The sequence below is a fragment of the Psychrobacter sp. CX90 genome, from assembly GCF_057396305.2.
In genome coordinates this window covers 2374641-2398784 of record NZ_CM182008.1, presented here as the reverse complement: position 1 = coordinate 2398784, position 24144 = coordinate 2374641, and the positions used below count along the sequence as shown (strand labels likewise).

Below are 24144 nucleotides of genomic sequence, written 5' to 3'. Positions count from 1 at the left end.
TAAGGTGGAATGAATTATGCCAGTTTTGGCTAGTATTAGTAATTTTTTGAAAAAAATATGTGAGGCTATTGGAGGCATAAGTTTAGTTATTATTGTTCTAGTAACTATAACAGATGTAATCACTCGATATATATTTAAGCTCACTGCAGGGGGCTTTGGTTTTACCATAAAAGGTACAGTTGAAATTGTATCTTATATGATGCTATTTGCCTTACTGGCTGCTTTTGCGGGATATGTCGAACGATCACAAGTAGTCGTGGATGTTTTCACTCAAAAAATGCCACAAAACGTCAAAGGTTATTTTATGGGTGTTTTCATGATTGGTTTTTTTGCCCTAGGTGTTATTTTCGTGTGGGGCCTATATGAAAGTGCTCTTGATGCAGCAGAGTTCGGCAAGGTAACACAAGATCTTAGAATTTCAATGACACCTATTTATGGTTTTAGCGCTTTTATAAGTGTCATCCTAGCGGTTAGAGCACTGATTGAATCTATCAATATTTTTAGAACGGGCGAGTTTTATGACGCCGAGGAGACAGGCTCATGAGTCCAGAAATTATTGGTGCGATTGGTTTAGTGTGCATGATTTTATTGGTATGTTTGAGAGTACCTGTTGCTTTAGCTATGTTAGGTGTTGGCTTGGTTGGCTTTGGCGCAGTGACCAGTCCTGATAGTGCTTTACAAATGCTTCGTGATATTCCAACAGATGTTTTGGCTAAGTATGATTTTAGCGCCATTCCTTTGTTTATTTTAATGGGTGTGTTTGCAGCTCACTCAGGAATGGCGGGTAAACTCTTTGATGCTACTAGAACTATATTTGGTGGTGTAAGAGGTAGTTTAGGTATTGCAGGTATAGGCTCGTCTGGTATTTTTGCTTCTATTTCTGGTTCGTCTCTAGCGACAGCATCTACAATGACGCGCGTCGCTCTACCAGAAATGGAGAAATACGGATATCAGCCTGGCTTTGCATGCGGTATTTTAGCCGCAGGTGGTACTCTTGGTATTATGATACCACCGAGTATTGCTTTGCTTGTCTATGCGATTCTAACTGAGCAATCTGTTGGCGACATGTTTATAGCTGGCTTCCTACCAGGTATTTTGGGCATGGTCATGTACTCGATTACCGTAATGATTATGGTGCGTTGGAAGCCGCATCTTGCAAAGCGTGGTGAACCAACAAGTTGGAAAGAGAAATTTCTGTCTTTAACGGGTCTTATACCGTTTGGATTTATATTTGTGGTCATTATCTTTGGTATTTTCTTTGGTTTATTTACCCCAACCGAAGGAGCAGCCGTAGGTGCCTTTGCATCATGGCTTTATGCTGTGTTCAAAGGTATGCGCATTAAGGGCTTAAAGCAGTCTTTGATTGAAACACTTGCGCTTTCTGCAGTTGTTTTCTTTATGTTATTAGGTGCAGAAGCGTTAGGTTATTTCATTTCAGTATCTAGATTGTCTTATTCGTTAGCTACTTGGATTGGCGGTTTAGCGGTTAGTCCAATGACGGTAATGATTTGTATTTTAATCATGTACTTTTTGCTTGGGTTGTTTATGGATGCACTGGCTATGTTAGTCATTACCATCCCAGTTGTTTATCCTATTATTCTTGCATTAGGATTTGATCCTGTATGGTTCGGTATTATTGCCGTTTTAACCGTTGAACTTGGTTTAATTACACCGCCAATGGGTATGAACATCTTTGTGATTAAAGCTATGGCACCCCACATAAAACTTGGTGATATGTTTAAAGGGGTAACTCCATTCATTGTTTCGGATGTTTTAAGACTGATTATTTTAGTTTCATTCCCTGCTATATCACTGATTCTCTTGAACTAAAGTAAGCCTAAATATTTTATAATCAAAAGCCACTCTGTTAAGTTAACAGGGTGGCTTTTTTATAGGGTAAATACAGTGTTATTATAGGGATAAGATTATTAGGTTATACAGTTATCAGTATTAGGCTTCCAAAAGGTCAGCCTTTTAGAATGCGAAATGATACTATACGAATAATATTGCGATAAACTATAGGACGATAGTGAGTACTTATGGCTGTTGATTTATCTAATACACTTATTGTGGCAATTTCTGCTACCGCACTTTTTGACTTATCTGAGTCCGAAGCCTATAGAGAAGAGTTATTAAAGAACAACCCACATGATGCAGTTTGGCAGTTTCGTGAGTATATGCAAAAGCGAGAAAATGAGCCTTTAAATATTGGCGCAGGATTCCCACTTATTCAAGCCATTTTAAACTTAAATACGTGTATAAACCATACTAACAGTTACGAAAATGAAACCCCATTGGTAGAAGTTGTTATTGTCTCAAAAAGCTGCCCTGAAACGGGTATTAGAGTTTTAAATGCGATTCGTAAGCGCGGTATGTCAATTACTCGTTCAGCATTTATCTCTGGAGCTCAGGTGGCAGACTATATTGAAGACTTTAAAGTGGATTTGTTTTTAACGACTAACAGGGATGATGCGCAAAGTGTGGCTGATAGACAGATATGTGCATGCGCTATACTCGATGCTACCCCTGTGAATACCTATACACTCGATACACATCAATTGAGAATTGCTTTTGATGGAGATGCGGTATTATTTGATGATTCAGGTGAGCTACTTTATAAAAAACAGGGTCTGCAAGCTTTTCATGCTAGAGAAGCAGAAATGACAGACTTACCTATCGACAAGGGTCCTTACGCTGAGTTATTGATCAAACTGTCACATTTGCAAAAAAGTTTGCAATTAGATCAAGAAAAGCAGCCTATTCAAATTGCATTAGTCACTGCTCGTAATGCGCCGGCAGATTTACGTGCTATTAAAACGTTACGCCAGTGGGGTGTTAATGTTGATATGGCATTTTTTTTAGGAGGACTCGAAAAAACGTCGGTATTAAAGACTTTTGCACCGCATATTTTCTTTGATGATTCGATCAAGCATATTGATGCGGTAAAGCAGTTTGTTCCAACAGGGTTAGTACCCTATCATTCTACATCAGAGCTTAATACGCAAACTTGGCACTTAGCAGATGCGTCAGAATAGAAAGATTAGCTGCATGAGAGCTTCCTAACGTGAGTTTGCAATACAACCATACATTAATAAGCGATATTATGAACTGGCAAAAAATTTTCACAGTCATAAAGCATCGAGGAACTCAGGTTATCGGTTTGTACGTATTCATCCTGATACCCATGTGGGTTATGTACTTTTTGAATCGTACAGTACTTTTTAATATTTGGAATGCTTTTGGTATTGTTCCTCGTACCTTAGAGGTTACTAGTATAGTGGGTATTGTGGCGTCATGGACCATGCACGGTAGTTTTTCTCATTTAATGGGAAATACGTTAACCCTAGTTCAAATACTTTTTTTGTTTGGATTATTTGAGCGTGATGCTTATAGCACAGTTGTTAAGCTGATTATTGGCTCCGGCTTAATGACTTGGGGCCTAGGGTCTCCTTTTTCATTGCACATTGGCGCATCAGGGCTAATCTTTGCTATGCTAGGTTATATGATTGGTGGGGCGATTTTTGCAAGACGATGGGGGTATCTTGTTGCTTGTATGATAATGGGAACGAGCTATTGGTTTGTTTTGAAGCAAGGGTTGGTGCCGCAGTTGGGTATTTCGTTTGCAGCGCATTTTGGCGGTCTCTGTATTGGGTTATTAATTGGGTCAAATTCACAATATAGGCAAAATACTGCTTATTTAGACCGTTAACTTTGAGTATATCGGGCAACAGAGTTTAAAATTTGTTAAACTAGCGCATATATATACCTAGCATTGCTAATGAGAGAGTCATTTGAGTGATGCTAGGCTTTTGTCAGTTTGTAGGGAGTAGATGCATGGCAGAGCGTTCAGCCAAGCAGTTAGGGTTAAGTAAGGCAGATTTGCCAAATTCCATTATAGAAGTCATTGCAACTCTTACCAAGAGTGGTTTTGAAGCATTTATTGTGGGGGGTGGCGTCCGAGATACGCTTTTAGGGTTAAATCCGAAAGATTTTGATGCGGTGACTGATGCCAAGCCCCATGAAATCAAAGATTTATTTGGTAAGAGATGTCGTATCATTGGACGTCGCTTTCAGTTGGCCCATGTTTATTCTGGTCGTGACATGATCGAGGTAGCCACGTTTCGCGCTCCACCTACTGGCAGTGAGAATACGACCAGTGATGGAATGATTGTCAGAGATAATGTATGGGGTGATATACACCAAGACTTTGAACGTCGCGATTTTTCAATTAATGCAATGTACTATGAGCCTCTAAAAGGGGTGGTATATGATTATTGTAATGCATATGATGATATACAAAGCAAGACTTTGAGACTGCTAGGTCATGCACCTACTCGCATTGAGGAGGATCCAGTTAGGCTTTTACGAGCACTTCGATTTAAAGCTAAGTTGGGCTTTGAGTTTGATTCAGCCTTGGCAGAGCAATTTAAAGATGAGAACTGGGCATTATTGGATCAAGTTTCTCCACATAGGCTGTATGACGAATCACAAAAAATGTTTACTGGCGGTTATCTTGTTCCGTTATTGCCATTATTATTTGAATACGGGGCCATAGAACATCTAATCATATATCCACCTAAACAGCCGACAGCATTGGTAAATCAGGTTGCCATTAACACGGATAAACGCATTGCAATGGGTAAAAGTATTAACCCTGCATTTTTTTATGCCGCTCTATTATGGGATAACTATTTATATCAGCTGACAAAGTTTAAGAAAAAGAATATGCCGTTTCATGATGCACAAATGCAAGCGGCAAGTAAGGTAATTGACCGTCAGCGTATCAAAACAGCAATCCCCAAGTTTGCTGAACAGTTCATTCGTGATATTTGGTTAATGCAACCAAAACTGGCTAATCCTCGCGTAAAACAAATTGCCCAGCTTGCTGAGCATTCTCGCTTTCGTGCGGCTTTTGACTTTTTATTATTACGTGAACAATGTAATGATGAGGCAAATCCGTTGTCAGAATCAACTAATGGTATGGGAGAATGGTGGCAAACCTATCAGACTCTTTCTGAAAAGCAAAAACAGAAAGCGATGGATGATTTTGCTAGCGATACCCGACGCGGTAGTAACAAGTCAAGTCGTAATCGTAGCCGAGCGCGCAACCAAAATAGAGATGTTGAGCAACAACTCTCTAATGATGATATGTCATTAACCGAGCCATATCAAAACGATGCTATAGATAATAAGCAGCCACGCAATAAGCGAACTACAAAGAAGCATAGCAAAACATCGCATGATACAACTCGAGATAAACTATATTCTCAAGAGCGAGCACAGCTACAAAAACTATCTTTGGGTAAGGTGGCAGGTGAGCAAGCTCAGCTTAGTCATCAGCCTAGTCCTCTATTTACTATCAATGCCGATAAATTAGCGAAGCAAGTGCCGAAGCAGCTAGAGGTGGATGCACAGTCAGCAATAAAGAGTGCAAGCTCTAAGCCGGCACAGCAGTCTCATGGACGTTTACAAAAGAATGCAACCGATAAAGATAACAACCCTACCAAAGAGCTGGCTGACTCTCATTTAGAGGCTGAAAATGCTCAGCGTTATAAAAATGGTAGCGTACCGAGTAAGCGCCGTCGTCGACTACCTAGCCAAACTTTAACCCAAATTGAGAGGGCACGTTTGAGGGCAGATAATACCGATGGAAGCACGGAAACAGCTACTAACAATGCGGTCGATAAAACGACTAAGAGCGTCACTGAAAGAGTCGTTAAGAGTAGCCCTACGAATAAGCCCAAAGCAACGGCTGAAGCCCAAGTTGATTCTAAAGCTAAAGTAGTTCGTGCTACTTCAACATCTAAGTCATCCTCAAAAGCTACCTTAAAGGGCAGTAATCAAACGTATCCTAGTCAGCAGAGTGAGGTAGTTGTCGCAAAATCGGTTGACTCGATGAATAAAGAACAACTTATAAGTAAAGACATGATACCTAAAAATGAGCGAGTGCCTCAAACACGGCGTAGACGTCAACCTAGCTCAACGCAAACAGTAAAAGAGCGGTTGAGTTCGTAATCGATGAAGTATCGTTGTTATCTTGGTCTGGGTGGAAACTTAACGAATGAATTAGGTACCCCAAGCGAGCATATTTATAAAGCTGTTGATAGCTTGTCCTCTCATATAAATGTGGATAATGTAAGGTTGTCATCACTGTACGCTTCGCAACCTATGGGCCCGCAGGACCAGCCTGATTTTATTAATGCTGTGGCTGAGATCGATACGGATTTATTACCCTATCAGTTATTGGCTTTATGTCAAAAGTTGGAACAGGATGCACAACGAGTGCGTAAGCGCCACTGGGGCGAACGTAGTTTAGATGTTGATATTTTACTGTATGGCGACGAACAGGTAACATCAAAGACTCTGACCATACCGCATCAAGGTATTTCTTCACGCAATTTCGTTCTGGTGCCCTTATTGGAGCTTAATCCTTCATTAAGAATGAATGGCAAATTAGTTAGCGATCTACCAATGAGTCAAGATTGGACGGGTTTGAAAAAATTATGTTAATCCTTACTGTGTGAATCAGAAGTGACCTCAAATAGTTATAAATTAATATTAAGTCTCTATCTACTTTAACTGAACTTTAACTGTAAATAATATTTTTCGTAGCGTTTGTTACGATTTTTTATGCCATGTTATCTTAACGAGTTACCCTTATGATTACCTTATCTACACTTAGAGAATTCAAAAAAGAAGGTCGGAAATTTAGTTGTTTGACTTGTTATGACGCATTATTTGGCAAAATGATGGAAGCTGCACAAGTCGATACGATATTAATTGGTGATAGCTTGGGTATGGTGGTGCAAGGGCACGATTCTACCTTACCAGTAACGGTTGATGATATTGCTTATCATACTGCTAATGTGGCAAGGGCAAACAAGCATGCACTAATTATGGCAGACCTGCCGTTTATGAGCTATGCAACGCATGAAGATGCCATTACCAATGCTAGGCAAGTTATGCAAGCGGGTGCACATGTGATTAAAGTGGAAGGTGGCTCTGAGCTATGCGATATAGTGACAATACTAGCGAATGCTGGTACGCCGACATGTGTGCATCTTGGACTAACCCCCCAATCCGTAAATGTGTTTGGGGGATACAAAGTGCAGGGCAAATCAGAAGACAGTGCCATTCAGCTATTAGATGATGCAAAAGCAGTGGTGGAAGCTGGTGCTGCTTTGTTGTTATTGGAATGTGTACCTGCACTACTTGCTAAAAAAGTAACAGACTCTGTAGACGTTCCTGTCATAGGAATAGGGGCAGGCGCCGATACGGACGGTCAAGTCTTGGTTATGCATGATATGTTGGGTGTGACACATGGCAGGGTCGCTAGATTTGTCCATGACTTTTTGACAGATGAGCGTAATCAAAATGGTCACAACAAAGGCAGTGTTGAAGGTGCTTTTGCCTTATTTCATCAGTCCGTCATCGAAGGAAGTTATCCTAAAATTGAGCATCAGTTTAATTAGGGATTGGATAGTTTTCTAAGAAGACTTTAGCCTATTTATATTACCTTAATTGTTAATGATATAGTTGTCTCAACACTTATTTGACAATGCTTACTTAAGAATGCTTACTTAAGGATAGTCACAAGATTTGTGGATTCAGTATTTTTTGCTTATGGATGCATCGCATGACAATAACCCTAACTTCCATTGAATCTATGCGTAATGCACTTGAACCATTACGCAATCAGCAAAATCCTGCCAAAATTGCTCTTGTTCCCACAATGGGTAGTTTGCATGCAGGTCATATATCATTGGTGGAGCTTGCTCAAAAGCATGCAGATTTGGTTATCGTCAGTATTTTTGTTAATCCAACTCAGTTTGGGGTTGGTGAAGATTTAGACAGTTACCCACGCACTATTGAAGCAGATACTCAAAAATTAACGGATATAGGCGCTGATTATATTTTTACACCAACGGTAGCTGATATGTATCCTGTCATGCCGCCACCAACTCGTGTTTTAGGTGGGGGTATTAGTCAAAAACTATGTGGTGTATCACGTCCCACTCATTTTGATGGCGTCGGGCTGGTGGTTGCTAAGTTGTTCAATATTGTGAAACCTAACGTTGCAGTATTTGGTCAAAAAGACTATCAGCAACTTGCGATTATAAGGCAGTTAGTAAGAGATTTAAGTTACGACATAGACGTGATTGGCTCTCCTATAATAAGGGCACCAGATGGCCTAGCATTATCTTCACGTAATCAATATTTGACTGAGTCTGAGCGAAAGATTGCGCCTATGCTCAATCAAGAGATCACTCGGTTAGCGGCGATGCTGACCGAGGCTCGACATATTAATCCTATGCAACCAAATAGTTTAATAGAGTTAAATCGTTTAATAAATGAAAGTATGGAACGCATCGAAAAAGCAGGTTTCGAAATTGACTATTTAGAGGTTTTGAATCAGGACTTGACGGATATTTATGATGTCATTCAAGACCGACATCTTGTTATTGTAACGGCAGCTTGGTTAGGTAAAGCGCGCTTACTTGATAATCAAGAGGTAGTAGTCAATGACCACAATATACGATAAGTTAATTCCTGAAAAAGAGTAATTTCTAAGCTGAATTCAGCTTAATATCCAACCAGTTATTCGTTATCTTATATAATAACTATAAATATCAGTAAGTAGGCATGAGTGATATCAATAAACACACCTAAAATGAGTAAATTATCATGGATGTTGCGAATAGTGATGTTAAGCAAGTGTTAGTACAGAATAAAGATGATGTGCTTGTGCTTATTGTTTCTGGACGTTCGGGTTCTGGGAAATCCTCTGTATTGCAGATTTTAGAAGACTTTGGTTATTATGCTATTGATAATATGCCATTATCTTTGGTGCCAGATGCCGCAACTAAACTGATAGAAGATGGCTCAATTAGAAAGGTAGCATTGGGTGTCGATGTACGTACCCCTAAAGCCGACTTAAGTAACTTCCAAAATATTCAAGATAGTCTGGTTAGTCGTTACGGAAAAAATAATGTAAAAATTATATATGTTACAGCGCAAGAGCCTGTATTGGTTGCCCGCTTTGATGCAACCCGTCGTGTACATCCGCTAATGGTTACACAGGACGGCCCTGTCTTTAATCTACCAAATGCTATTCGGAAGGAAATCGATATATTAAAGCCGATTTCAAGTCGAGCGGATATTAAAATTGACACCAGCCAATTAAACATTCATCAATTGAAAGAACGGGTACGTGAACATATTGGCGTGGATAATAAAGTGACAGTAAATTTGCTATCCTTTGGGTTTAAACATGGTATCCCTATCGATGCCGATTTCGTCTTTGACGTTCGAATTCTACCTAATCCCCATTGGAAACCTGAGTTACGTTCAAAAACGGGCAAAGACGATGAGGTTAAACAGTTTTTTTCCGAGTACCCAGAAGTAGACGAGATGAAAGAAGATATATTTGAATTTTTGAATCGTTGGCTTCCTGATTTTTTGCACAACAATCGCCACACCGTAACGGTGGCCATTGGCTGTACAGGTGGGAAACATCGCTCAGTGTTTATCACTGAAGGAGTATGCACTAAGCTTTCAAACAGCCTGCCTGCAGAGTTAAAGGTAGTCGCTAAACACCGAGAAAAACTAAATTGGGGCGTATAAAGTCCTTTTGCTTTTGATGGTACCGCGCGTTTATTAACTCTAGATCCAATACTCTTAGCATTTGTCATTATCTTATCGAATGTGCTTTTAGGTGGGTATAAAACCTTATGGGTATTAAATTAATAAACCGAACATTTTTATATGATATTAACAACTATTTGAGAGTTTTATGATTGATTGGTCAGAACATGACATGCGAGTTTCTCGTACCGAGCTTAAAAAAGCGCATGAGCGTTTACAAGCATTAGCTGCACCATTGGCTGAATTATCCAAAAAGCAGATGAAAAAATTACCAGCCAGTGATTATTTTTTGGCTGAATTAACGGCATTAGCTGATATCACTAGTGCAAATGCCCGTAATCGTCAGATCAAGCGGGTAGGTAAGCTCATTAGTGAAGAGGATCGCCATGCTGTGGTCAACGCTCTATTCCAAACTCGCTTTAGCCCAGAGCAAGCAGCTAAAGTGGAAGGCTGGTATACGCGGTTGAACATTAATGATGAAGGTACACTTAAGCAATTTTGTACTCAATTTAAAGCTGCCGAGCGTAATAGTGTTTATCAGCTTCTACTATGGATTGAGTATGCTAAGCATATGGATGATGATGAGCTACTTTCTGAATCACAGGCAGATTTAGTTAGCTATATTAAAGAAGTTGCTATTCTGACACAGCTAATGTGATCTGGCACTAATAAGAGGTATAAGCACTATTCCATACCTGCTTAATTTAAAGGTTTAATATCCGTATCACATCATACGCCGGCGTTTCATATGGATGCGCCTGTTTCAATGCTCTAATGACCTGATGGATGTGATCATCGTCAATTACCATTTCAACACGCCACTCTTCCACCTGCTCAATATTGTCTTGTTCTCCAATATGCGGGGTACTGCCTGCAAGTGGTTTAAACTGCCCCGTCCCTTGTACTTGCCAACAGCAATGTGAATAATTACCAATATGACCCGCACCAGCCTCAAACAAAGCGTTCTTGACCTTCTCTAGAGCTTTGGATGGGATAAATACAGTTAATTTATACATGCCGCAAACCTGTTTTCTACTAGAATCTTAGGAAAGAGATGATCATAAAATGTTAAGTTAAAAAGCTGAATATGATAACAATCACATTCAGCTGTTGTGGGGATTTTATACAATCTGTGTAATCAAGGCAGAGGCACACCGATACGTTCTGCAACCTCTTCATAAGACTCAATAACGTCCCCTAAGCTTTGACGAAAACGATCTTTATCAAGTTTCTTTTTGGTTTTCTTGTCCCAAATACGGCATCCATCAGGCGAGAATTCGTCACCTAATACAACTCGGTCATGGAAGACCCCAAATTCTAGTTTAAAATCCACTAGCATTAATCCACCATCATCAAACAACTCTTTTAATACATCGTTAACTTTATAAGTAAGCGCTTTCATTTCTGTTAACTGTTCAGGTGTAGCCCATCCCAAAGATACTGACAAAGATTCATTAACCATAGGATCGCCTAATGCATCATCTTTAAAAAATAATTCGTAGGTAGGCGGGGTTAGCGGTTGACCTTCCTCTAGACCTAGACGACGCACTAAGCTCCCTGCTGCGAAGTTACGAATGACGCATTCAACAGGAATCATATGCAAACGTTTGACTAGTACCTCATCATGGGATAGTTGCTTCTCAAAGTGCGTTTCAATACCTGCTTCAGCGAGCTTTTGCATGATAAATGCATTGAATCGGTTATTTACCTGTCCTTTACGACCCAACTGCTCAACTCGTTCACCATTAAACGCAGAGGTATCATCACGAAAATGCAGAATCAGAAAGTCTGGATTGTCTGTTTCATAAACAGATTTGGCTTTGCCTTTATACAGTAGTTCTTGTTTTTGGATTTGCATGATGACTGTCCTATACAGGTTGCTAAGCATTATATTAAAGTGAATAAATATTAAAGCGTATGAACGACACGATTGTATTTGGGACGCTTCTATAGAATACGTAACGAAAAAAAGCTATTTGATGAATGAAAAATTTATACCTGTCCCAAAAACCAATCAACAGTACCAAATTTGCCACGCCTACTGCTGGTAAAGTTGGAGATTCTGTTGCTTGCTAATTAGCTTTTTGGTTTTGGTATTACCTACCAAGTGGTTATTTGTTGTTGTAGTCGAAAAGTAATCATCCGCTATTGATTAGCTGATGTTGTTGGTACTTGGCGGTAGGGCTTAGGTAATTTATAACGTTTACCACTTTCGTTTGCTAATTCTAAAGTATTCACACCGACATCTGGGGTGGGGTATAGAGGTATAAATGGTGCTGTCTTTTGTTCAGCAGGTAGCTTAAGGGGTGGCAATTGCTCTGCCTGCTGATATTCTAAACTACCATCATCTATCTTGTTAAATAAACCTCTACTGGTTTGACATCCAGCTATAACACTCAAACTAGTAACTATTAAAAGCGATGTTTTCAAAATAGTACGGAATAGGCTGTTTTTTAAGGAATAGATGTTTTTTAATAAGTGCATTGGTCAACCTTAATAAGTCGCAGAGATTTGCCAGTGTTAAAAGTATGAGGAAAAAATAAATAATGTGAGGCAAGTAAATAAAGGCAAAATATAAAGTATAATCAATCGTTATGCCATAACAGCATTAAGTATATGATTATTAAGTCAATTTTAGTCAATTAGTCCAGCATTACGTAGTCCTTGATCTACCTGATCATGAAACTTAGGGTCAAGCCATGTTAATGGTAGGCGAATACCCTGCTCAATTTTCCCCATTTTATGCAGTGCATATTTTGCTGGGATAGGGCTAGACTCAACAAACATAAGGGCGTGTAATGGCTCGATACTATCATGAATCTGTTTGGCTGCTGCAAAATCGCCGTTTAATGCCGCTGTGAATATTTTACTCATAGCCCCTGGCACAATATTGGCAGTAACGGAAATATTACCTTTGCCACCATGTCCCATTAACGCCAACGCGGTGCCATCATCACCTGATAGCACTGACATACGATCGCCCAGTGTGTCAATGAGAAGCTTACCGCGCTCAACCGAACCTGTGGCATCTTTAATAGCGACAATGTTATCAAAGTCGGCCAATCGTTCAACGGTTTCTTGAGCAATATCGACCACAGTTCGACCAGGTACATTATAAAGCATTTGCGGCATATCAACAGCTTCTGCAATCATTTTATAATGCTGATAAAGACCTTCTTGGGTTGGTTTATTGTAATAAGGCGCCACCAATAAAGCACAGTCAGCGCCTGCTTTTTTTGCCTCAGACGTCAAATGAACCGCCTCTTTAGTATTATTAGCACCTGTACCAGCGATAACAGGAACTCGTCCATTCACATGTTTGACAAAATAGCGGATAACCTCACTATGCTCTTGCATAGATAAAGTGGCTGATTCGCCAGTTGTACCAACGGCAACTAAACAATGAGTACCTTGCTCAATTTGCCAGTCGATCAATGACGCTAAGCGAGCATAATCAACTTCGCCATTTTCAAGCATTGGGGTAATTAAGGCAACCATGGAGCCTTGCAGTTGGTTTTGAATGTCAGAATATAGGTTACTCATATTTTTGCCTTATTGTCTTACTAATTTTCGTGTTTATACGCTTGTGTAAGTTTTTAATCCTGATAGAGCATTAACTCAACTCAATATAGAATGCTTAAATAGTGGGGTAATACTTATACGTTATATAGATAAAAGAGTTCATAATCAAGCTTAATAGACGAGCGTATTGTCATACCGTTATTTTGCATAGCTTATTGCATAGATCTTTGAATCGCCCTTTCGGCTAATCATTATTATATTGGCATTTAAGTTTAGCACATTCAACCTTAACCAATCATCAAGCTATTTATCGTTTATATTAATGACAGTGATACTTGGTTTAGATAAGCGAAAGGGAGCACCTCGCTGCCCAAATGAGGGAATAATTTGTATCACTTTAACCCATTTAGCCGTTAACTTGTTTTGGGTTGTTTTGTAGGCTTTGTAATACGCCTTAGATACAACAGACTCATCTGGTGCTATTAAAAGTAATAAAGACGATTTTAATGTTGATAAGTTTAGGTCTGCTTCTACTTTATTGTTATTACTGGCATCACTTGCCTCTACTTGACTAGAAGTATCTTGGATAGAGAGATAGGGCTTAATACCATTTACTGTATTAGTTAAAAGGATATGGGGTTGGCTTTCTATTGCTTGATTTGCTATTGCTTGATCAAAACCCGATTGATCTCGTATTATTTTAGCGATTAAGGAAACACCAAAGTTTGTGGGAGTCGTGCCAATGACCTCCGTAATACCCAAAGATTCAAAGACGTGGTTTAGGTCATCTTCGTGCAAAAATTGGTCAGCATTTTCAGGGTAATAACGATGATCGTGTTCACCTTGAATCGCATAAATAGGTTTATTGATGCCTTTAAGTAGCATCAAGTTACCCACCAAGTCAGCTGGAGGATTGTATAGCCACTCTCCTACAATAATGACAGCTTCGACGTTTAATTGATTTAACCTATCCACCAATTTTACAAATTGGTTGGGATGACTAAATAAACCTAGCCTTAGATTTGCAATGACGGCAATATTTAGAGGTTGTGACGTCTCATTTGTAGCTGGAGAATTGTGGTAGGAAGCATAGTGAACGGTCATTTGTCGAGGGATATAATAAGCGCTGTAGAAATATAGAACAATAATGGCCAATAATGTAGCACTAATAAAAATAGATAGAACATTGTTGATAGTCAACATAACCACTAATAATGCCCACCATGGCATCGTAGGTGCAAGATAATATAAAACCAATTGACCCCAAACCCTTACAAAATGTGCAGGAGGATTATGATTATAGGCTTGCATTAGAGACCATAGAATGACACCTATAATAACGACAATGCTTATTGTCGTTATTATAGTAGGTATCATTAATCCATTACTCAATGAGGCTGTGTTAGCTAAACTTAGCAATAAAGCGGTACTCTTAAAGGTTGCATTGTCAGAGGTTAGGAGCATTTTTTAGATTGCATGACATCATACCTAATGTAAACGGTTTACAATGTTAGAGGATACTTCTACTCCACAAACGTTAGATTAGAGCATCATCTAGAAAAAAACTGCCATACTAAAATCTAAACACACATTATACGACCTATACACAGCATTACAACAGTTTAACGTTACCTTACAATATGATGTATCGTTTCTGACTATCCTATCTTGGGTTCAAATTATAACTATCTAAAATTATAACTATCTAAATAAGTCAATCCCGATAAACAAGTTAAGACGTTTATGCGTTGGTATATAAAGTTGGTATACTAATAAGCTAAATGTATTAATTTAAACTAGAGTGCTGTTAACGTGATATTTCCACAGTAATGTTTTTGAAGCCATTTTAATTAAATACCTCTATTAAAAAATTAAAAAGAAATGCTATCAGAAAACGTACCTTATGAACCTTGCTAACATCACTCTCTTTTAGGCTTTATTTATTATTTAGTTTTGAGTTGCTGATATTAAAAAGATAACTTATAAACACAACATATAAAAAGTGACATATACAATAAGGATAAAACACATGCCTAATATGAGTAGTGAAGCACCGCATATTAATGAAAATAAGCGTGAGCTTGATATTGTCGTTTATGGCGCTACTAGCTTCGTAGGCAAACTCACAGCTCTGTATATTAATGAGTTTGTGTCAGAAATTAACTGCTCTGAAGGCGGTGCTAAAATAAGATGGGCAATAGCCGGTCGAAATTCTAACAAATTAGATGAATTAAAAAAAGAAATAGGCAATGAAAGTTTGCCTATCATCATCGCTGATAGCACAGATAGTGATAGCCTTGATGCCATGACTTCTAAGACAAAGGTAATTATATCAACAGTTGGGCCTTATCTTAAATTTGGAGAGTCTTTAATTAAATACTGTGTGAATAATGGAACCGATTACGTTGATTTAACTGGTGAGACCCTTTTTATTAAAGACATGATGGATAAGTATCAAGAAACAGCAAAAAAGAGCGGAGCGCGTATTGTAAATTCGTGCGGGTTTGATTCTATACCATCCGATTTAGGTGTCTTATTTACTCAAGACTGTGCTTTTATAAATTGGGGTGATAGGTGCGATACAATTAATATGCGTGTCAAGGCGGCTAAAGGTGGGTTATCAGGTGGCACGATTGCGTCTATGGCGACAATCTTTGAAGAGGTAGGAAAGGACAAGTCACGTCGTAAGCAGTTGGCGAACCCATACCTGCTAAATGATGATGCTAATCCGCCCAAAATTCAGCAAACTGATATAAAAAGGCCAAAGTGGGATTTTCAAAATGAGCGTTGGTTAGCCCCCTTTGTTATGGCGTCTATTAATACACGTATTGTACATCGTAGTAACCAACTACTTGGATATGAATATGGGCGTGACTTTAAATATGATGAGGCCATGTGGATGCCCTCAGGTATGAAAGGCCGAATAATGAGCTATGGGATGACTGCTGGCCTAGCGGGATTTGCAGGTAGTATGGCGTTTAAACCAAGCAGAGAGTTATTGAACGAGTATGTGCTGCCGAAATCTGGATCGGGGCCTTCTAAAACAGAACGTGAGAAGGGGTATTTTGACATTCGCTTTATTGGATTTACAACGGAGCATCATCAGATACGCACTAAAGTCACTGGTAAAAGAGATCCAGGTTATGGCAGTACTTGTCGAATGTTGGCTCAAAGTGCAATTTGCTTATTACAGGACGTACCGAAGAGCAATATCAAGGGAGGGTTTTGGACTCCAGCTTCTGCAATGGGGGATAAGCTTATTGAACGACTTCAAAAATATGCGGGTATAACATTTGAAGAAGTGGCTACCCCTTAACCTACTTCAATCCAGTGTTTATTTTATGATATGAATAAAGAGAGGGCAACCTATGTGGTTGCCCTCTCTTTTATAAGCTTGATGGGTACATTTATAGTCAGCGAACTACTAAACGGTTACGGCGTTAACCTCGTTAAGACTGCTCCCGTATTACTAGCTACTTGCACTCGGTTGCCTTGTAACCATTTTAGACTTCTTTGACTATAATTCAATGTAGTCGGCTAAATTATAAATCACTAAGGTGTTAAGCTAGCGTAGCCTATAATTGTCGCACTTTCACTCGTTTACCTAGTATCCATTTAAGGTTCTTTGACTATGCCAGTTGATTTACCAGCTCTGGAACTGCACATACTCTGAACGTCATTTCTTAAGTCCAGCTTGTTTTAATAACGCACCCAGAGAACCGATCTTTTCAGGGGCTTTCGGGCTTGGTTTGCTAGGTTGACCCCGATTTGAACGTTCATTTTTGCCCGTTGTAGTACGATCTTTGGCTGATCGATTAGCTGTGCGGCGTTTCGATTTTATGGGCTTGCCCTTATCCGTAGTATCGGCTCTATCTGTTTTAGCTTCTAGACTGCGTTTTTCAGTATCAGAACGTTTAGCAGTACCAGTATTACCAGAGGCTTCAGATTTCATACTAAAGCCTATGCGATTACGTTTCTCATCAACAGATAAGACCCGAACGTTGACGATATCACCCGGTTTGACCAAATTGATAGGGTCTTCAACAAAGTCATTGGCCATTTGTGATATATGAACCAAACCGTCTTGGTGTACACCCACATCCACAAAGCAGCCAAAGCCTGTTACGTTAGTGACAACCCCTTCAAGTTGCATACCTTCTTCTAAGTCACTAATACTATTGACGTCTTCTCTAAATTGAGCCGTTTTAAACTCAGGACGTGGATCATGTGCTGGCTTGGCAAGCTCTTGCTTAATAGAAGCGATACTAATATTGTCATCATTTGCAGCTTCTAAGCCGTCAACATCTAATGTATTAATAATACTCTCGTTACCCAATATCTCTGATATAGATTTACCAGATTTTTCTAACATTTGGGACACTAAGGTATAGCTTTCAGGATGCACACCTGTTGCATCTAAAGGGTTTTCGCCATTACGAATACGCAAGAAGCCAGCCGCTTGTTCAAATGTTTTAACCCCAAGTCTTGGTACATCTTTTAATTGTTCACGGTTTTGAAAAGCACCATGCTCTTTACGGTAGTTAACAATTTGCTGAGCAACATTACGGTTTAAACCTGCGATATGAGCCAAGATAGCTGGACTGGCGGTATTAACATCAACACCAACCGCATTCACACAATCCTGTGTGACTTTATCCAAACTATCAGACAGCTGAGTTTGGTTGACATCATGTTGATATTGGCCGACACCAATCGCCTTTGGTTCAACTTTAACCAGCTCTGATAACGGATCTTGTAGGCGACGAGCTATAGACACCGCGCCACGGATTGAAACATCTAAATCCGCAAGCTCATCACTGGCAAGTTCACTGGCGGAATAAACAGAAGCACCAGACTCATTGACTACAACAGCGGTTGCTGTAATATCACTATCTGCATCAATGACTTGTTTAATCATGGCATCGGTTTCGCGGCTAGCTGTACCATTGCCAATCGCTACCAATTCCACATTATTGGATTTTAAAAGCTCGGATATAGTGGCTTTTGCCTCGTCCATTTTATTATCTGGTGCAAACGGATAGACAGTGGCAATAGCAAGGTTACCTTCAGCGTCATGTGCAACATGACCTTGAGCATCAATAACTGCCATTTTGACACCATGTCGTATGCCAGGGTCTACACCAAGTATAACTTTATTGCCTGCTGGTGCTGCCATTAACAAGTGTTGCAGGTTACCGGCAAATACATTAATTGCATCGGCCTCAGCAGCCAAACGTTTTTCGGTTAATAAACGATGCTCAATATGTGGACGCCATTTGTCTTGCCACAAGCTGTTTGCTGCTTGCTGTAAGAATTGGCGACGGGCTTCAGGCTGTTTAGCGTCTAGTTCAAATTTATTAAGTATCTTCTCGATAAATGGGGTATCTTCGCCATCGACCTTTAGGACCAATACATTTTCTTGACGACCACGCAACATAGCAAGTAAACGATGATTGGGCAGTCGAGCTAAACTTTCGCTATGCTCAAAATAGTCACTAAACTTCTCACCAACGTCACGTTTTTCTTCATTCGCTAGTACAGAATTGATAGTCGCAGTTTTAGCAAAGCCATTACGTAACGTGTCGAGCAGTTCAAGATCTTGGGTCCAGTTGTCAATAATGATGGCTTCGATACCCGCGAGCTGTTTCTCGGTATCTGAAAAATCGACGTCAACCTCATTACCGCTATCATCTGTGATAGTTGTGGGTTGAGTGTAGCCTTCAAGCGCTTCAACAGGGATAACTTCCTGATTTAATACTTGCTCGGCAATAGTCTCTAAACCAGCAGCACGTGCTTTGGCAGCTAAAGAGCGTCGACGGGGGCGGTAGGGTAGGTAGATATCCTCAAGCTCAAGCTTAGAGGTCGCATTTTCGATACGTTTTCGCAAGTCCTCAGTTAGGTTTCCTTGGTTTTGCAGTAAATCAAGAATCTTAGCACGGCGGGTTGCCATATCGCGCTCGTAATTAAGACCTTTTTCAAGCGCTCGTAATTGGCTATCGTCTAACCCCTGCGTTTTTTCTTTACGATAGCGGGCGATAAACGGTATGGTAGCACCGTCATCATATAGCGCTACAAAGGCATTAACTTGAGCAGGTCTAATACCAAGCTCTTTTGCAAGTTTATTATGAATATGGGTCATAACATCAGTCGATAGCGTCGATGTATTTTGGCTTGAGTTATTATTTAAGCTCGTGTTTTGGGTATTGGTTTGGATCATAGCCAGCATCAAAGTTGATAAATGTGACAGGCATTATAACAAATGCTGACTGAATAGAAACGATTTTGCCCATTAATGTTTATTAAACAGGGTGTTAACCCCTAATTATCCGATAAAACCCCTTATTTTATATAGTTATTAGTCAGGCATCCCATTAGTATCAAATAGATATTAAGGGTTTTTTGACCAGTCACTAGATCATTAAGAGGTATTTAAAGATAAAAGTTCGGTTATGTTTAGCTTTAGTTGACCTTAATTTGATATGGTATACACTTGTTAACTGAGAAAACCAAATCGATACAGCTTTATTGTTTAATAGACGTGTAATTCTGCTGAGAATCTTATACACTAAATTAAGATCAAATCATTATCCGTTATTAGGTTTCCAGAAAGGTTAGCTTTATAAAAAGGAATGTACACCTATAAAAACCTTAACTGAATTATTCTACGCCTGTTTTTAATAGACATAAGTACAAATCCATACTTTAAAATTAATAAGTAACAGTAAAGGAAGGAATCATGACAGACAGCAACGTTAATAACTCTGATACGTTAACCCATCGTATTTTAGTGGTGGATGACGATGCCAGATTGCGCTCGCTATTACAGCGTTTTTTAGAAGATGATGGTTTTGTCGTGCGTACTGCCCACGATGGTGGTCAGATGGATAAGTTAATGCAGCGTGAATTGTTTTCGCTTATCGTACTGGATTTAATGTTGCCAGGTGAAGACGGCATCAGTATCTGTAAGCGCTTGCGCGAAGAAAATGCCGATGTACCGATTATTATGCTAACCGCCAAGGGTTCTGATAGTGATAGAATTGCTGGTTTAGAAGCAGGTGCCGATGATTATTTGCCGAAGCCATTCAATCCCAAAGAGCTCTTGGCACGTATTAAAGCAGTTCTTCGTCGCCACAGCCGTGAGTTACCAGGTGCACCTTCTCAGCAAGTAGAAGTGGTTCAGTTTGGCCCTTGGGCGCTTGATTTATCAACCCGCACGCTTAAACGTGATGGCAACGTAGTAACCCTAACGACTGGCGAGTTTTCTGTATTAAAAGCTTTAGTACAGCATCCACGTGAGCCCTTAACCCGTGATAAATTAATGAACTTAGCCCGAGGTCGCGAGTGGGGAGCGATGGAGCGTTCAATCGATGTGCAAGTCTCACGTCTGCGTCGTTTAATTGAAGACAACCCGTCTCAAGCCCGTTATATTCAAACGGTATGGGGTGTTGGTTATGTGTTTGTGCCAGACGAAGAAGAAAGCCATTAGACCTATTCTATGATTTATTTATAAGTCATAAAATTATTAGGGCCTCTTTGATCCTTAAGACATGTAGCAGATGTAGCTGACCGTAACTATTTTTTAGTCAATATGTCGTGAAATTTTGCATGTTTAACAGACTTTAGTTAAGAGCTAATGCTAGAAAGTAAAGGGTTGTCGATTGCTATAACAGTCGACAGCCTTCTTGATTGTCAGCAGCGTTTTGAGAGATAGCTCTGCGAATAATTATAGGGTGCTAAGATTTAATAAGCTTAACGCAGTTGGCTATCTTTACTGCCTCGGCGATTAAATAATTCGCGTGTTTTAATGTGAGCTTCAATCTCGCTTTGACACGTGACACAATGCTCAACACCAGATAGAGCCAGTCTTCTTGCTTCAGGAATTGGCTGACCGCATTCGTCACAAAACTCAAGACTGATACCCTTTGGTAAAGAAGCTCTTGCCCTTGCTAAGGCATCATTAACGGTTGCATCCATTTGTTCATGTTCTGCACCGTCTTTTGCCCATCCTCCTGCCATTATGGATTACCTCCTAAAGGTATATGAGCTCCTCATTCACACGGCAATCATTTAGAATGATTTTCATCATACAAAACCGCTGAGACTCAATCTTTTGGCTGCAAGTTAATGACTTGACCCCGAACACCAATGCTATCATCACTCATCAGAAATACGTAAGCTGGCATTAATGCTTCAGGTGTTTTAAGCGACATAGGGTTTTCGCCAGGATAGGCATGAGCACGCATGTTGGTACGCGTAGCGCCTGGGTTGATACAATTAAATCTTAAAGAGGTTGTGTTTTGAGTTTCTTGGGTCAGGATATCACACATCCCTTCAATAGCTTGTTTTGATAGAGCATAGGCCCCCCAAAAAGCACGAGGTTTGCTGCCTACTGAGCTGGTAGTAAAGACGATAGAGCCATTGTCAGACTCTTTAAGCAGTGGCATAAAGACTTGGTTGAGCATAAAGGTTGCCGTCAAGTTAATGCGCATTACCTTCTCAAACGTCATCACATCATACATCTCAAGTGGGGTTAAGGCACCCAATACGCCAGCATTGTGTAACACGCCATCAAGTGTGCCAATTTCAGTTTGAATTAAATTTGCCAATTGCTGCATCTCGCTATAATTTGCCATTTCTAAATCTAAAGGCATCATAGCGGGTTGCTTACCGCCCTCTGCTTCGATTTCATCATAAACGGCTTCTAGTTTACTGGCTGTTTTGCCCAGTAGTAATACGGTAGCACCGTATTTTGCATAGGTTAGGGCAGCCACTCTGCCGATGCCATCCCCTGCCCCAGTGACTAAAATAGTTTTATCGGCTAAGCACTGCGGCGCCGGGTTGAAATTGCGAATTTGCTCGTGCGATATTAGATTAGTTGTCATAAGGTCACTTATTATTAGTCAAATATAATACCTTTCGGAAACGGTCTAGGCTTTTCAAACCGAGCTAGATCCTAAAGGTTGTAGCGTTAGGATTGCTTGTCTAATCATACTACTAGTTAAATCAGCATATAATCAGTTAGGCGACTTTTGCGCTAGGTATAGGGTCGTTTAAACATTATATATAATGGAAATTAGCAAATAGGGGTTAACCATAAAAAAGCTGGTTTACAGATAATCAAATTTTTTGGACTTAAGCAGTTCGACTAATGCTTCTGGTGTTTGGCTAATATAGTCTGCTCCCCACGCCTCTAAATCATCTTGATCTTCAGGGGGAATGTATCCGTAAGCAGCAAGCACAGTTATCATGCCAGCATTGTTACCAGCATGAATATCTCTAATATGATCGCCGACATATATCACACTATTAGCAACACCGCGCGGTAGACCAAGTTTCTCTAATGCTAAATACATAGGTTCAGGGTCGGGTTTTGTTTTTCGCACATCCTCAGGGCAAACCAAGACTTCGCACCGTTCTTCAAGTTTAAGTGTCTCAAGCAATTTGCTGGCAAGACCACGAGGCTTATTAGTAACGATGCCCCAAGGCGTATCTATGTTTTCTAGATGACGTAAGATTTGCTCGAGTCCTGGAAATATACGACTCTCAACACAAATGGCTGCTTCGTATTCATCCAAAAACTGTTGACGAAATTGCTGTACTCTCTCATCTGAGATAGGCTGATTATTGTAAGTCAGCATTAACTTTACCATAGCGGCAGCACCGGCTGAAACTTGTTCGCGTATGGCAGTACTTGGTGGAGCTTGCCAATTATTTTGTTCAGACATGCGTGTAATGATACGTATAAAGTCGGTTGCGGTATCGATTAGAGTACCGTCTAAATCGAATAAAACAGCTTTAATATAGTGAGTTGACATAAAGGGCATATAATCTTAATTTAAGTGAGTAATAATAAATAAGTATGAGTTTGATAAGGTTTAATCGCTTTAATAGGATAAAGGCTCGAATCATAAGTCACAAAACCTGATAAGTTACCAAACTAAGTCTACTTAATCTGGTTTAACCACCGCCATCATATAATTAACATCAACGTTTTGTGCTAACCAGTAACGCTTAGTAATAGGGTTGTAATGTAGGCCAATAAGATCTTGACGATGAAACCCTGAGTGAATGGCCATTTTATCCAACTCTGCTGGAGTAATGAATTTTGCGTAATCGTGGGTGCCGCGGTCCAATAAACCCAATACATATTCGGCACCGATAATGGCGAATAGATAAGATTTAGGATTGCGGTTAATTGTAGATAGGACACAAACGCCGCCGGGTTTTAATAAATCATAACAAGCTTGCACGATTTGTTTGGGATCTGGCACATGCTCTAGCATCTCCATACAAGTCACAACATCATAGCTTTCGGGCTGCTGCTGAGCTAACTTTTCGATAGCAATATGCTGATAACGCAAACGCTCATTTAAGCAGCTCTTCTTAGCATGAACAGTGGCAGCTTTTAGATTTTCAATACCTAAATCAACACCAGTAGCATCTGCTCCACGGCGCGCCATAGCTTCAGTCAAAATGCCACCGCCACAGCCAACATCTAAAACATTTTTGCCAGCTAGGCCTTCTCCCATATACTGAGTAACATTTTGCTCAATCCAGTTTAAACGTAGTGGGTTAATATCGTGTAGGGTAGAAAAAGCGCCATGTTTATCCCACCACTCGTCAGCCAGTTGAGTAAATTTACCCACCTCACTCAAATCAACATTATTACCCATATCTAGAGAGCTCTCCTGATTGTCATAACGTTCCTCAAAGGTTTTATATTGAGGTGTTGTGGTACTTTCTGCTGTGCCAGTTGCTGCTACAATAGTTTCTGTTTCAGAAGTGGATGAGGGGGCACTCGTATTAGATTGTGTCATGAGCTATCCTGATTTAGAATATGAGTTTAGAGCATTATTATGATTGAGATTATACAATAGAAGGTATGATAACGTATTTTAGTTGTTACCCTATATTATCATTATTAGCGTGCATGAGAAATGAAAGCGGGATTATAAATGGTTGTAAAACAGTTTGTTT

The 24144-nt window shown here is 39.9% G+C and carries 22 protein-coding genes; 12 read left to right on the top strand and 10 right to left on the bottom strand.

Annotation, left to right across the window (positions count from 1 at the left end):
* Positions 1 to 16: 16 nt before the first annotated feature.
* The 10 genes from AC2SLN_RS09525 (at position 17) to yjgA (ending at position 10303) form a co-directional block, all read left to right on the top strand.
* Positions 17 to 544, top strand: coding sequence for a TRAP transporter small permease (locus AC2SLN_RS09525; protein ID WP_486548100.1), 528 nt, complete (start codon positions 17 to 19; stop codon positions 542 to 544).
* Complete coding sequence (locus AC2SLN_RS09520) at positions 541 to 1830, top strand: TRAP transporter large permease (protein WP_486548101.1); 1290 nt, start codon at positions 541 to 543, stop codon at positions 1828 to 1830. Before AC2SLN_RS09525 ends, AC2SLN_RS09520 begins: the two co-directional genes overlap by 4 nt.
* A gap of 209 nt (positions 1831 to 2039) precedes the next feature.
* Positions 2040 to 3035, top strand: coding sequence for a 5'-nucleotidase (locus tag AC2SLN_RS09515; protein WP_486548102.1), 996 nt, complete (start codon positions 2040 to 2042; stop codon positions 3033 to 3035).
* A 68-nt stretch (positions 3036 to 3103) separates the two neighbouring features.
* Complete coding sequence (locus AC2SLN_RS09510) at positions 3104 to 3709, top strand: rhomboid family intramembrane serine protease (RefSeq protein ID WP_486548103.1); 606 nt, start codon at positions 3104 to 3106, stop codon at positions 3707 to 3709.
* A gap of 125 nt (positions 3710 to 3834) precedes the next feature.
* Positions 3835 to 6015 (top strand): polynucleotide adenylyltransferase PcnB, encoded by a 2181-nt coding sequence (pcnB, locus tag AC2SLN_RS09505; protein WP_486548104.1) that lies wholly within the window; start codon positions 3835 to 3837, stop codon positions 6013 to 6015.
* Positions 6016 to 6018: 3 nt separating this feature from the next.
* A complete protein-coding gene (gene folK, locus AC2SLN_RS09500) occupies positions 6019 to 6510 on the top strand; it encodes a 2-amino-4-hydroxy-6-hydroxymethyldihydropteridine diphosphokinase (RefSeq protein ID WP_486548105.1) in 492 nt (163 codons plus the stop codon).
* Between the two features lie 149 nt (positions 6511 to 6659).
* Entirely contained in the window at positions 6660 to 7472 is an 813-nt protein-coding gene (panB, locus tag AC2SLN_RS09495) for a 3-methyl-2-oxobutanoate hydroxymethyltransferase (RefSeq protein WP_486548106.1), read from the top strand.
* A gap of 164 nt (positions 7473 to 7636) precedes the next feature.
* Entirely contained in the window at positions 7637 to 8542 is a 906-nt protein-coding gene (gene panC, locus AC2SLN_RS09490) for a pantoate--beta-alanine ligase (RefSeq protein ID WP_486548107.1), read from the top strand.
* Positions 8543 to 8685: 143 nt separating this feature from the next.
* Positions 8686 to 9624, top strand: coding sequence for an RNase adapter RapZ (gene rapZ, locus AC2SLN_RS09485; RefSeq protein WP_486548108.1), 939 nt, complete (start codon positions 8686 to 8688; stop codon positions 9622 to 9624).
* Positions 9625 to 9793: 169 nt separating this feature from the next.
* Positions 9794 to 10303: a ribosome biogenesis factor YjgA gene (gene yjgA, locus AC2SLN_RS09480; RefSeq protein ID WP_486548109.1), complete on the top strand. Its 510-nt coding sequence runs from the start codon at positions 9794 to 9796 to the stop codon at positions 10301 to 10303.
* Between the two features lie 46 nt (positions 10304 to 10349).
* On the opposite strand, the gene cutA is transcribed toward yjgA, so the two are convergent.
* The 5 genes from cutA to AC2SLN_RS09455 all read right to left on the bottom strand — a co-directional run bounded on the left by cutA (position 10350) and on the right by AC2SLN_RS09455 (position 14478).
* Entirely contained in the window at positions 10350 to 10661 is a 312-nt protein-coding gene (gene cutA / locus AC2SLN_RS09475; RefSeq protein ID WP_486548110.1) for a divalent cation tolerance protein CutA, read from the bottom strand.
* 122 nt (positions 10662 to 10783) lie between these two features.
* Entirely contained in the window at positions 10784 to 11497 is a 714-nt protein-coding gene (gene purC / locus AC2SLN_RS09470) for a phosphoribosylaminoimidazolesuccinocarboxamide synthase (RefSeq protein ID WP_486531779.1), read from the bottom strand.
* 293 nt (positions 11498 to 11790) lie between these two features.
* A complete protein-coding gene (locus tag AC2SLN_RS09465; protein ID WP_486548111.1) occupies positions 11791 to 12129 on the bottom strand; it encodes a hypothetical protein in 339 nt (112 codons plus the stop codon).
* Between the two features lie 150 nt (positions 12130 to 12279).
* Complete coding sequence (gene dapA / locus AC2SLN_RS09460) at positions 12280 to 13188, bottom strand: 4-hydroxy-tetrahydrodipicolinate synthase (RefSeq protein WP_486548112.1); 909 nt, start codon at positions 13186 to 13188, stop codon at positions 12280 to 12282.
* A 282-nt stretch (positions 13189 to 13470) separates the two neighbouring features.
* On the bottom strand, positions 13471 to 14478 hold the full coding sequence (locus AC2SLN_RS09455; RefSeq protein ID WP_486548113.1) for a hypothetical protein: 1008 nt from the start codon (positions 14476 to 14478) through the stop codon (positions 13471 to 13473).
* 718 nt (positions 14479 to 15196) lie between these two features.
* Between AC2SLN_RS09455 and AC2SLN_RS09450 the strand changes: the two genes are divergently transcribed.
* On the top strand, positions 15197 to 16483 hold the full coding sequence (locus AC2SLN_RS09450) for a saccharopine dehydrogenase family protein (RefSeq protein ID WP_486548114.1): 1287 nt from the start codon (positions 15197 to 15199) through the stop codon (positions 16481 to 16483).
* Between the two features lie 360 nt (positions 16484 to 16843).
* Here AC2SLN_RS09450 and AC2SLN_RS09445 read toward each other — a convergent pair whose 3' ends face one another.
* Positions 16844 to 19384 (bottom strand): Tex family protein, encoded by a 2541-nt coding sequence (locus AC2SLN_RS09445; RefSeq protein ID WP_486548115.1) that lies wholly within the window; start codon positions 19382 to 19384, stop codon positions 16844 to 16846.
* 519 nt (positions 19385 to 19903) lie between these two features.
* Between AC2SLN_RS09445 and ompR the strand changes: the two genes are divergently transcribed.
* The gene (gene ompR / locus AC2SLN_RS09440) at positions 19904 to 20653 is read left to right on the top strand and encodes an osmolarity response regulator transcription factor OmpR (protein WP_486531759.1); all 750 of its coding nucleotides are present in this window, start codon (positions 19904 to 19906) and stop codon (positions 20651 to 20653) included.
* A gap of 263 nt (positions 20654 to 20916) precedes the next feature.
* Here ompR and AC2SLN_RS09435 read toward each other — a convergent pair whose 3' ends face one another.
* The 4 genes from AC2SLN_RS09435 to ubiG all read right to left on the bottom strand — a co-directional run bounded on the left by AC2SLN_RS09435 (position 20917) and on the right by ubiG (position 23840).
* Complete coding sequence (locus AC2SLN_RS09435; protein WP_486548116.1) at positions 20917 to 21183, bottom strand: DksA/TraR family C4-type zinc finger protein; 267 nt, start codon at positions 21181 to 21183, stop codon at positions 20917 to 20919.
* A gap of 86 nt (positions 21184 to 21269) precedes the next feature.
* Positions 21270 to 22049, bottom strand: a complete 780-nt coding sequence (locus tag AC2SLN_RS09430) for a YciK family oxidoreductase (RefSeq protein WP_486548117.1) — start codon at positions 22047 to 22049, stop codon at positions 21270 to 21272.
* Positions 22050 to 22274: 225 nt separating this feature from the next.
* Entirely contained in the window at positions 22275 to 22982 is a 708-nt protein-coding gene (locus tag AC2SLN_RS09425) for an HAD family hydrolase (protein ID WP_486548118.1), read from the bottom strand.
* A 132-nt stretch (positions 22983 to 23114) separates the two neighbouring features.
* A complete protein-coding gene (gene ubiG / locus AC2SLN_RS09420) occupies positions 23115 to 23840 on the bottom strand; it encodes a bifunctional 2-polyprenyl-6-hydroxyphenol methylase/3-demethylubiquinol 3-O-methyltransferase UbiG (RefSeq protein WP_486548322.1) in 726 nt (241 codons plus the stop codon).
* Between the last annotated feature and the right edge of the window lie 304 nt (positions 23841 to 24144).

Coding starts and splice junctions, on each gene's coding strand:
- AC2SLN_RS09525 (WP_486548100.1), top strand. CDS start 17: ATGCCAGTTTTGGCTAGTATTAGTAATTTTTTGAAAAAAATATGTGAG.
- AC2SLN_RS09520 (WP_486548101.1), top strand. CDS start 541: ATGAGTCCAGAAATTATTGGTGCGATTGGTTTAGTGTGCATGATTTTA.
- AC2SLN_RS09515 (WP_486548102.1), top strand. CDS start 2,040: ATGGCTGTTGATTTATCTAATACACTTATTGTGGCAATTTCTGCTACC.
- AC2SLN_RS09510 (WP_486548103.1), top strand. CDS start 3,104: ATGAACTGGCAAAAAATTTTCACAGTCATAAAGCATCGAGGAACTCAG.
- pcnB (WP_486548104.1), top strand. CDS start 3,835: ATGGCAGAGCGTTCAGCCAAGCAGTTAGGGTTAAGTAAGGCAGATTTG.
- folK (WP_486548105.1), top strand. CDS start 6,019: ATGAAGTATCGTTGTTATCTTGGTCTGGGTGGAAACTTAACGAATGAA.
- panB (WP_486548106.1), top strand. CDS start 6,660: ATGATTACCTTATCTACACTTAGAGAATTCAAAAAAGAAGGTCGGAAA.
- panC (WP_486548107.1), top strand. CDS start 7,637: ATGACAATAACCCTAACTTCCATTGAATCTATGCGTAATGCACTTGAA.
- rapZ (WP_486548108.1), top strand. CDS start 8,686: ATGGATGTTGCGAATAGTGATGTTAAGCAAGTGTTAGTACAGAATAAA.
- yjgA (WP_486548109.1), top strand. CDS start 9,794: ATGATTGATTGGTCAGAACATGACATGCGAGTTTCTCGTACCGAGCTT.
- cutA (WP_486548110.1), bottom strand. CDS start 10,661: ATGTATAAATTAACTGTATTTATCCCATCCAAAGCTCTAGAGAAGGTC.
- AC2SLN_RS09465 (WP_486548111.1), bottom strand. CDS start 12,129: ATGCACTTATTAAAAAACATCTATTCCTTAAAAAACAGCCTATTCCGT.
- dapA (WP_486548112.1), bottom strand. CDS start 13,188: ATGAGTAACCTATATTCTGACATTCAAAACCAACTGCAAGGCTCCATG.
- AC2SLN_RS09455 (WP_486548113.1), bottom strand. CDS start 14,478: ATGCAAGCCTATAATCATAATCCTCCTGCACATTTTGTAAGGGTTTGG.
- AC2SLN_RS09450 (WP_486548114.1), top strand. CDS start 15,197: ATGCCTAATATGAGTAGTGAAGCACCGCATATTAATGAAAATAAGCGT.
- AC2SLN_RS09445 (WP_486548115.1), bottom strand. CDS start 19,384: ATGATCCAAACCAATACCCAAAACACGAGCTTAAATAATAACTCAAGC.
- ompR (WP_486531759.1), top strand. CDS start 19,904: ATGACAGACAGCAACGTTAATAACTCTGATACGTTAACCCATCGTATT.
- AC2SLN_RS09435 (WP_486548116.1), bottom strand. CDS start 21,183: ATGGCAGGAGGATGGGCAAAAGACGGTGCAGAACATGAACAAATGGAT.
- AC2SLN_RS09430 (WP_486548117.1), bottom strand. CDS start 22,049: ATGACAACTAATCTAATATCGCACGAGCAAATTCGCAATTTCAACCCG.
- AC2SLN_RS09425 (WP_486548118.1), bottom strand. CDS start 22,982: ATGTCAACTCACTATATTAAAGCTGTTTTATTCGATTTAGACGGTACT.
- ubiG (WP_486548322.1), bottom strand. CDS start 23,840: ATGGGTAATAATGTTGATTTGAGTGAGGTGGGTAAATTTACTCAACTG.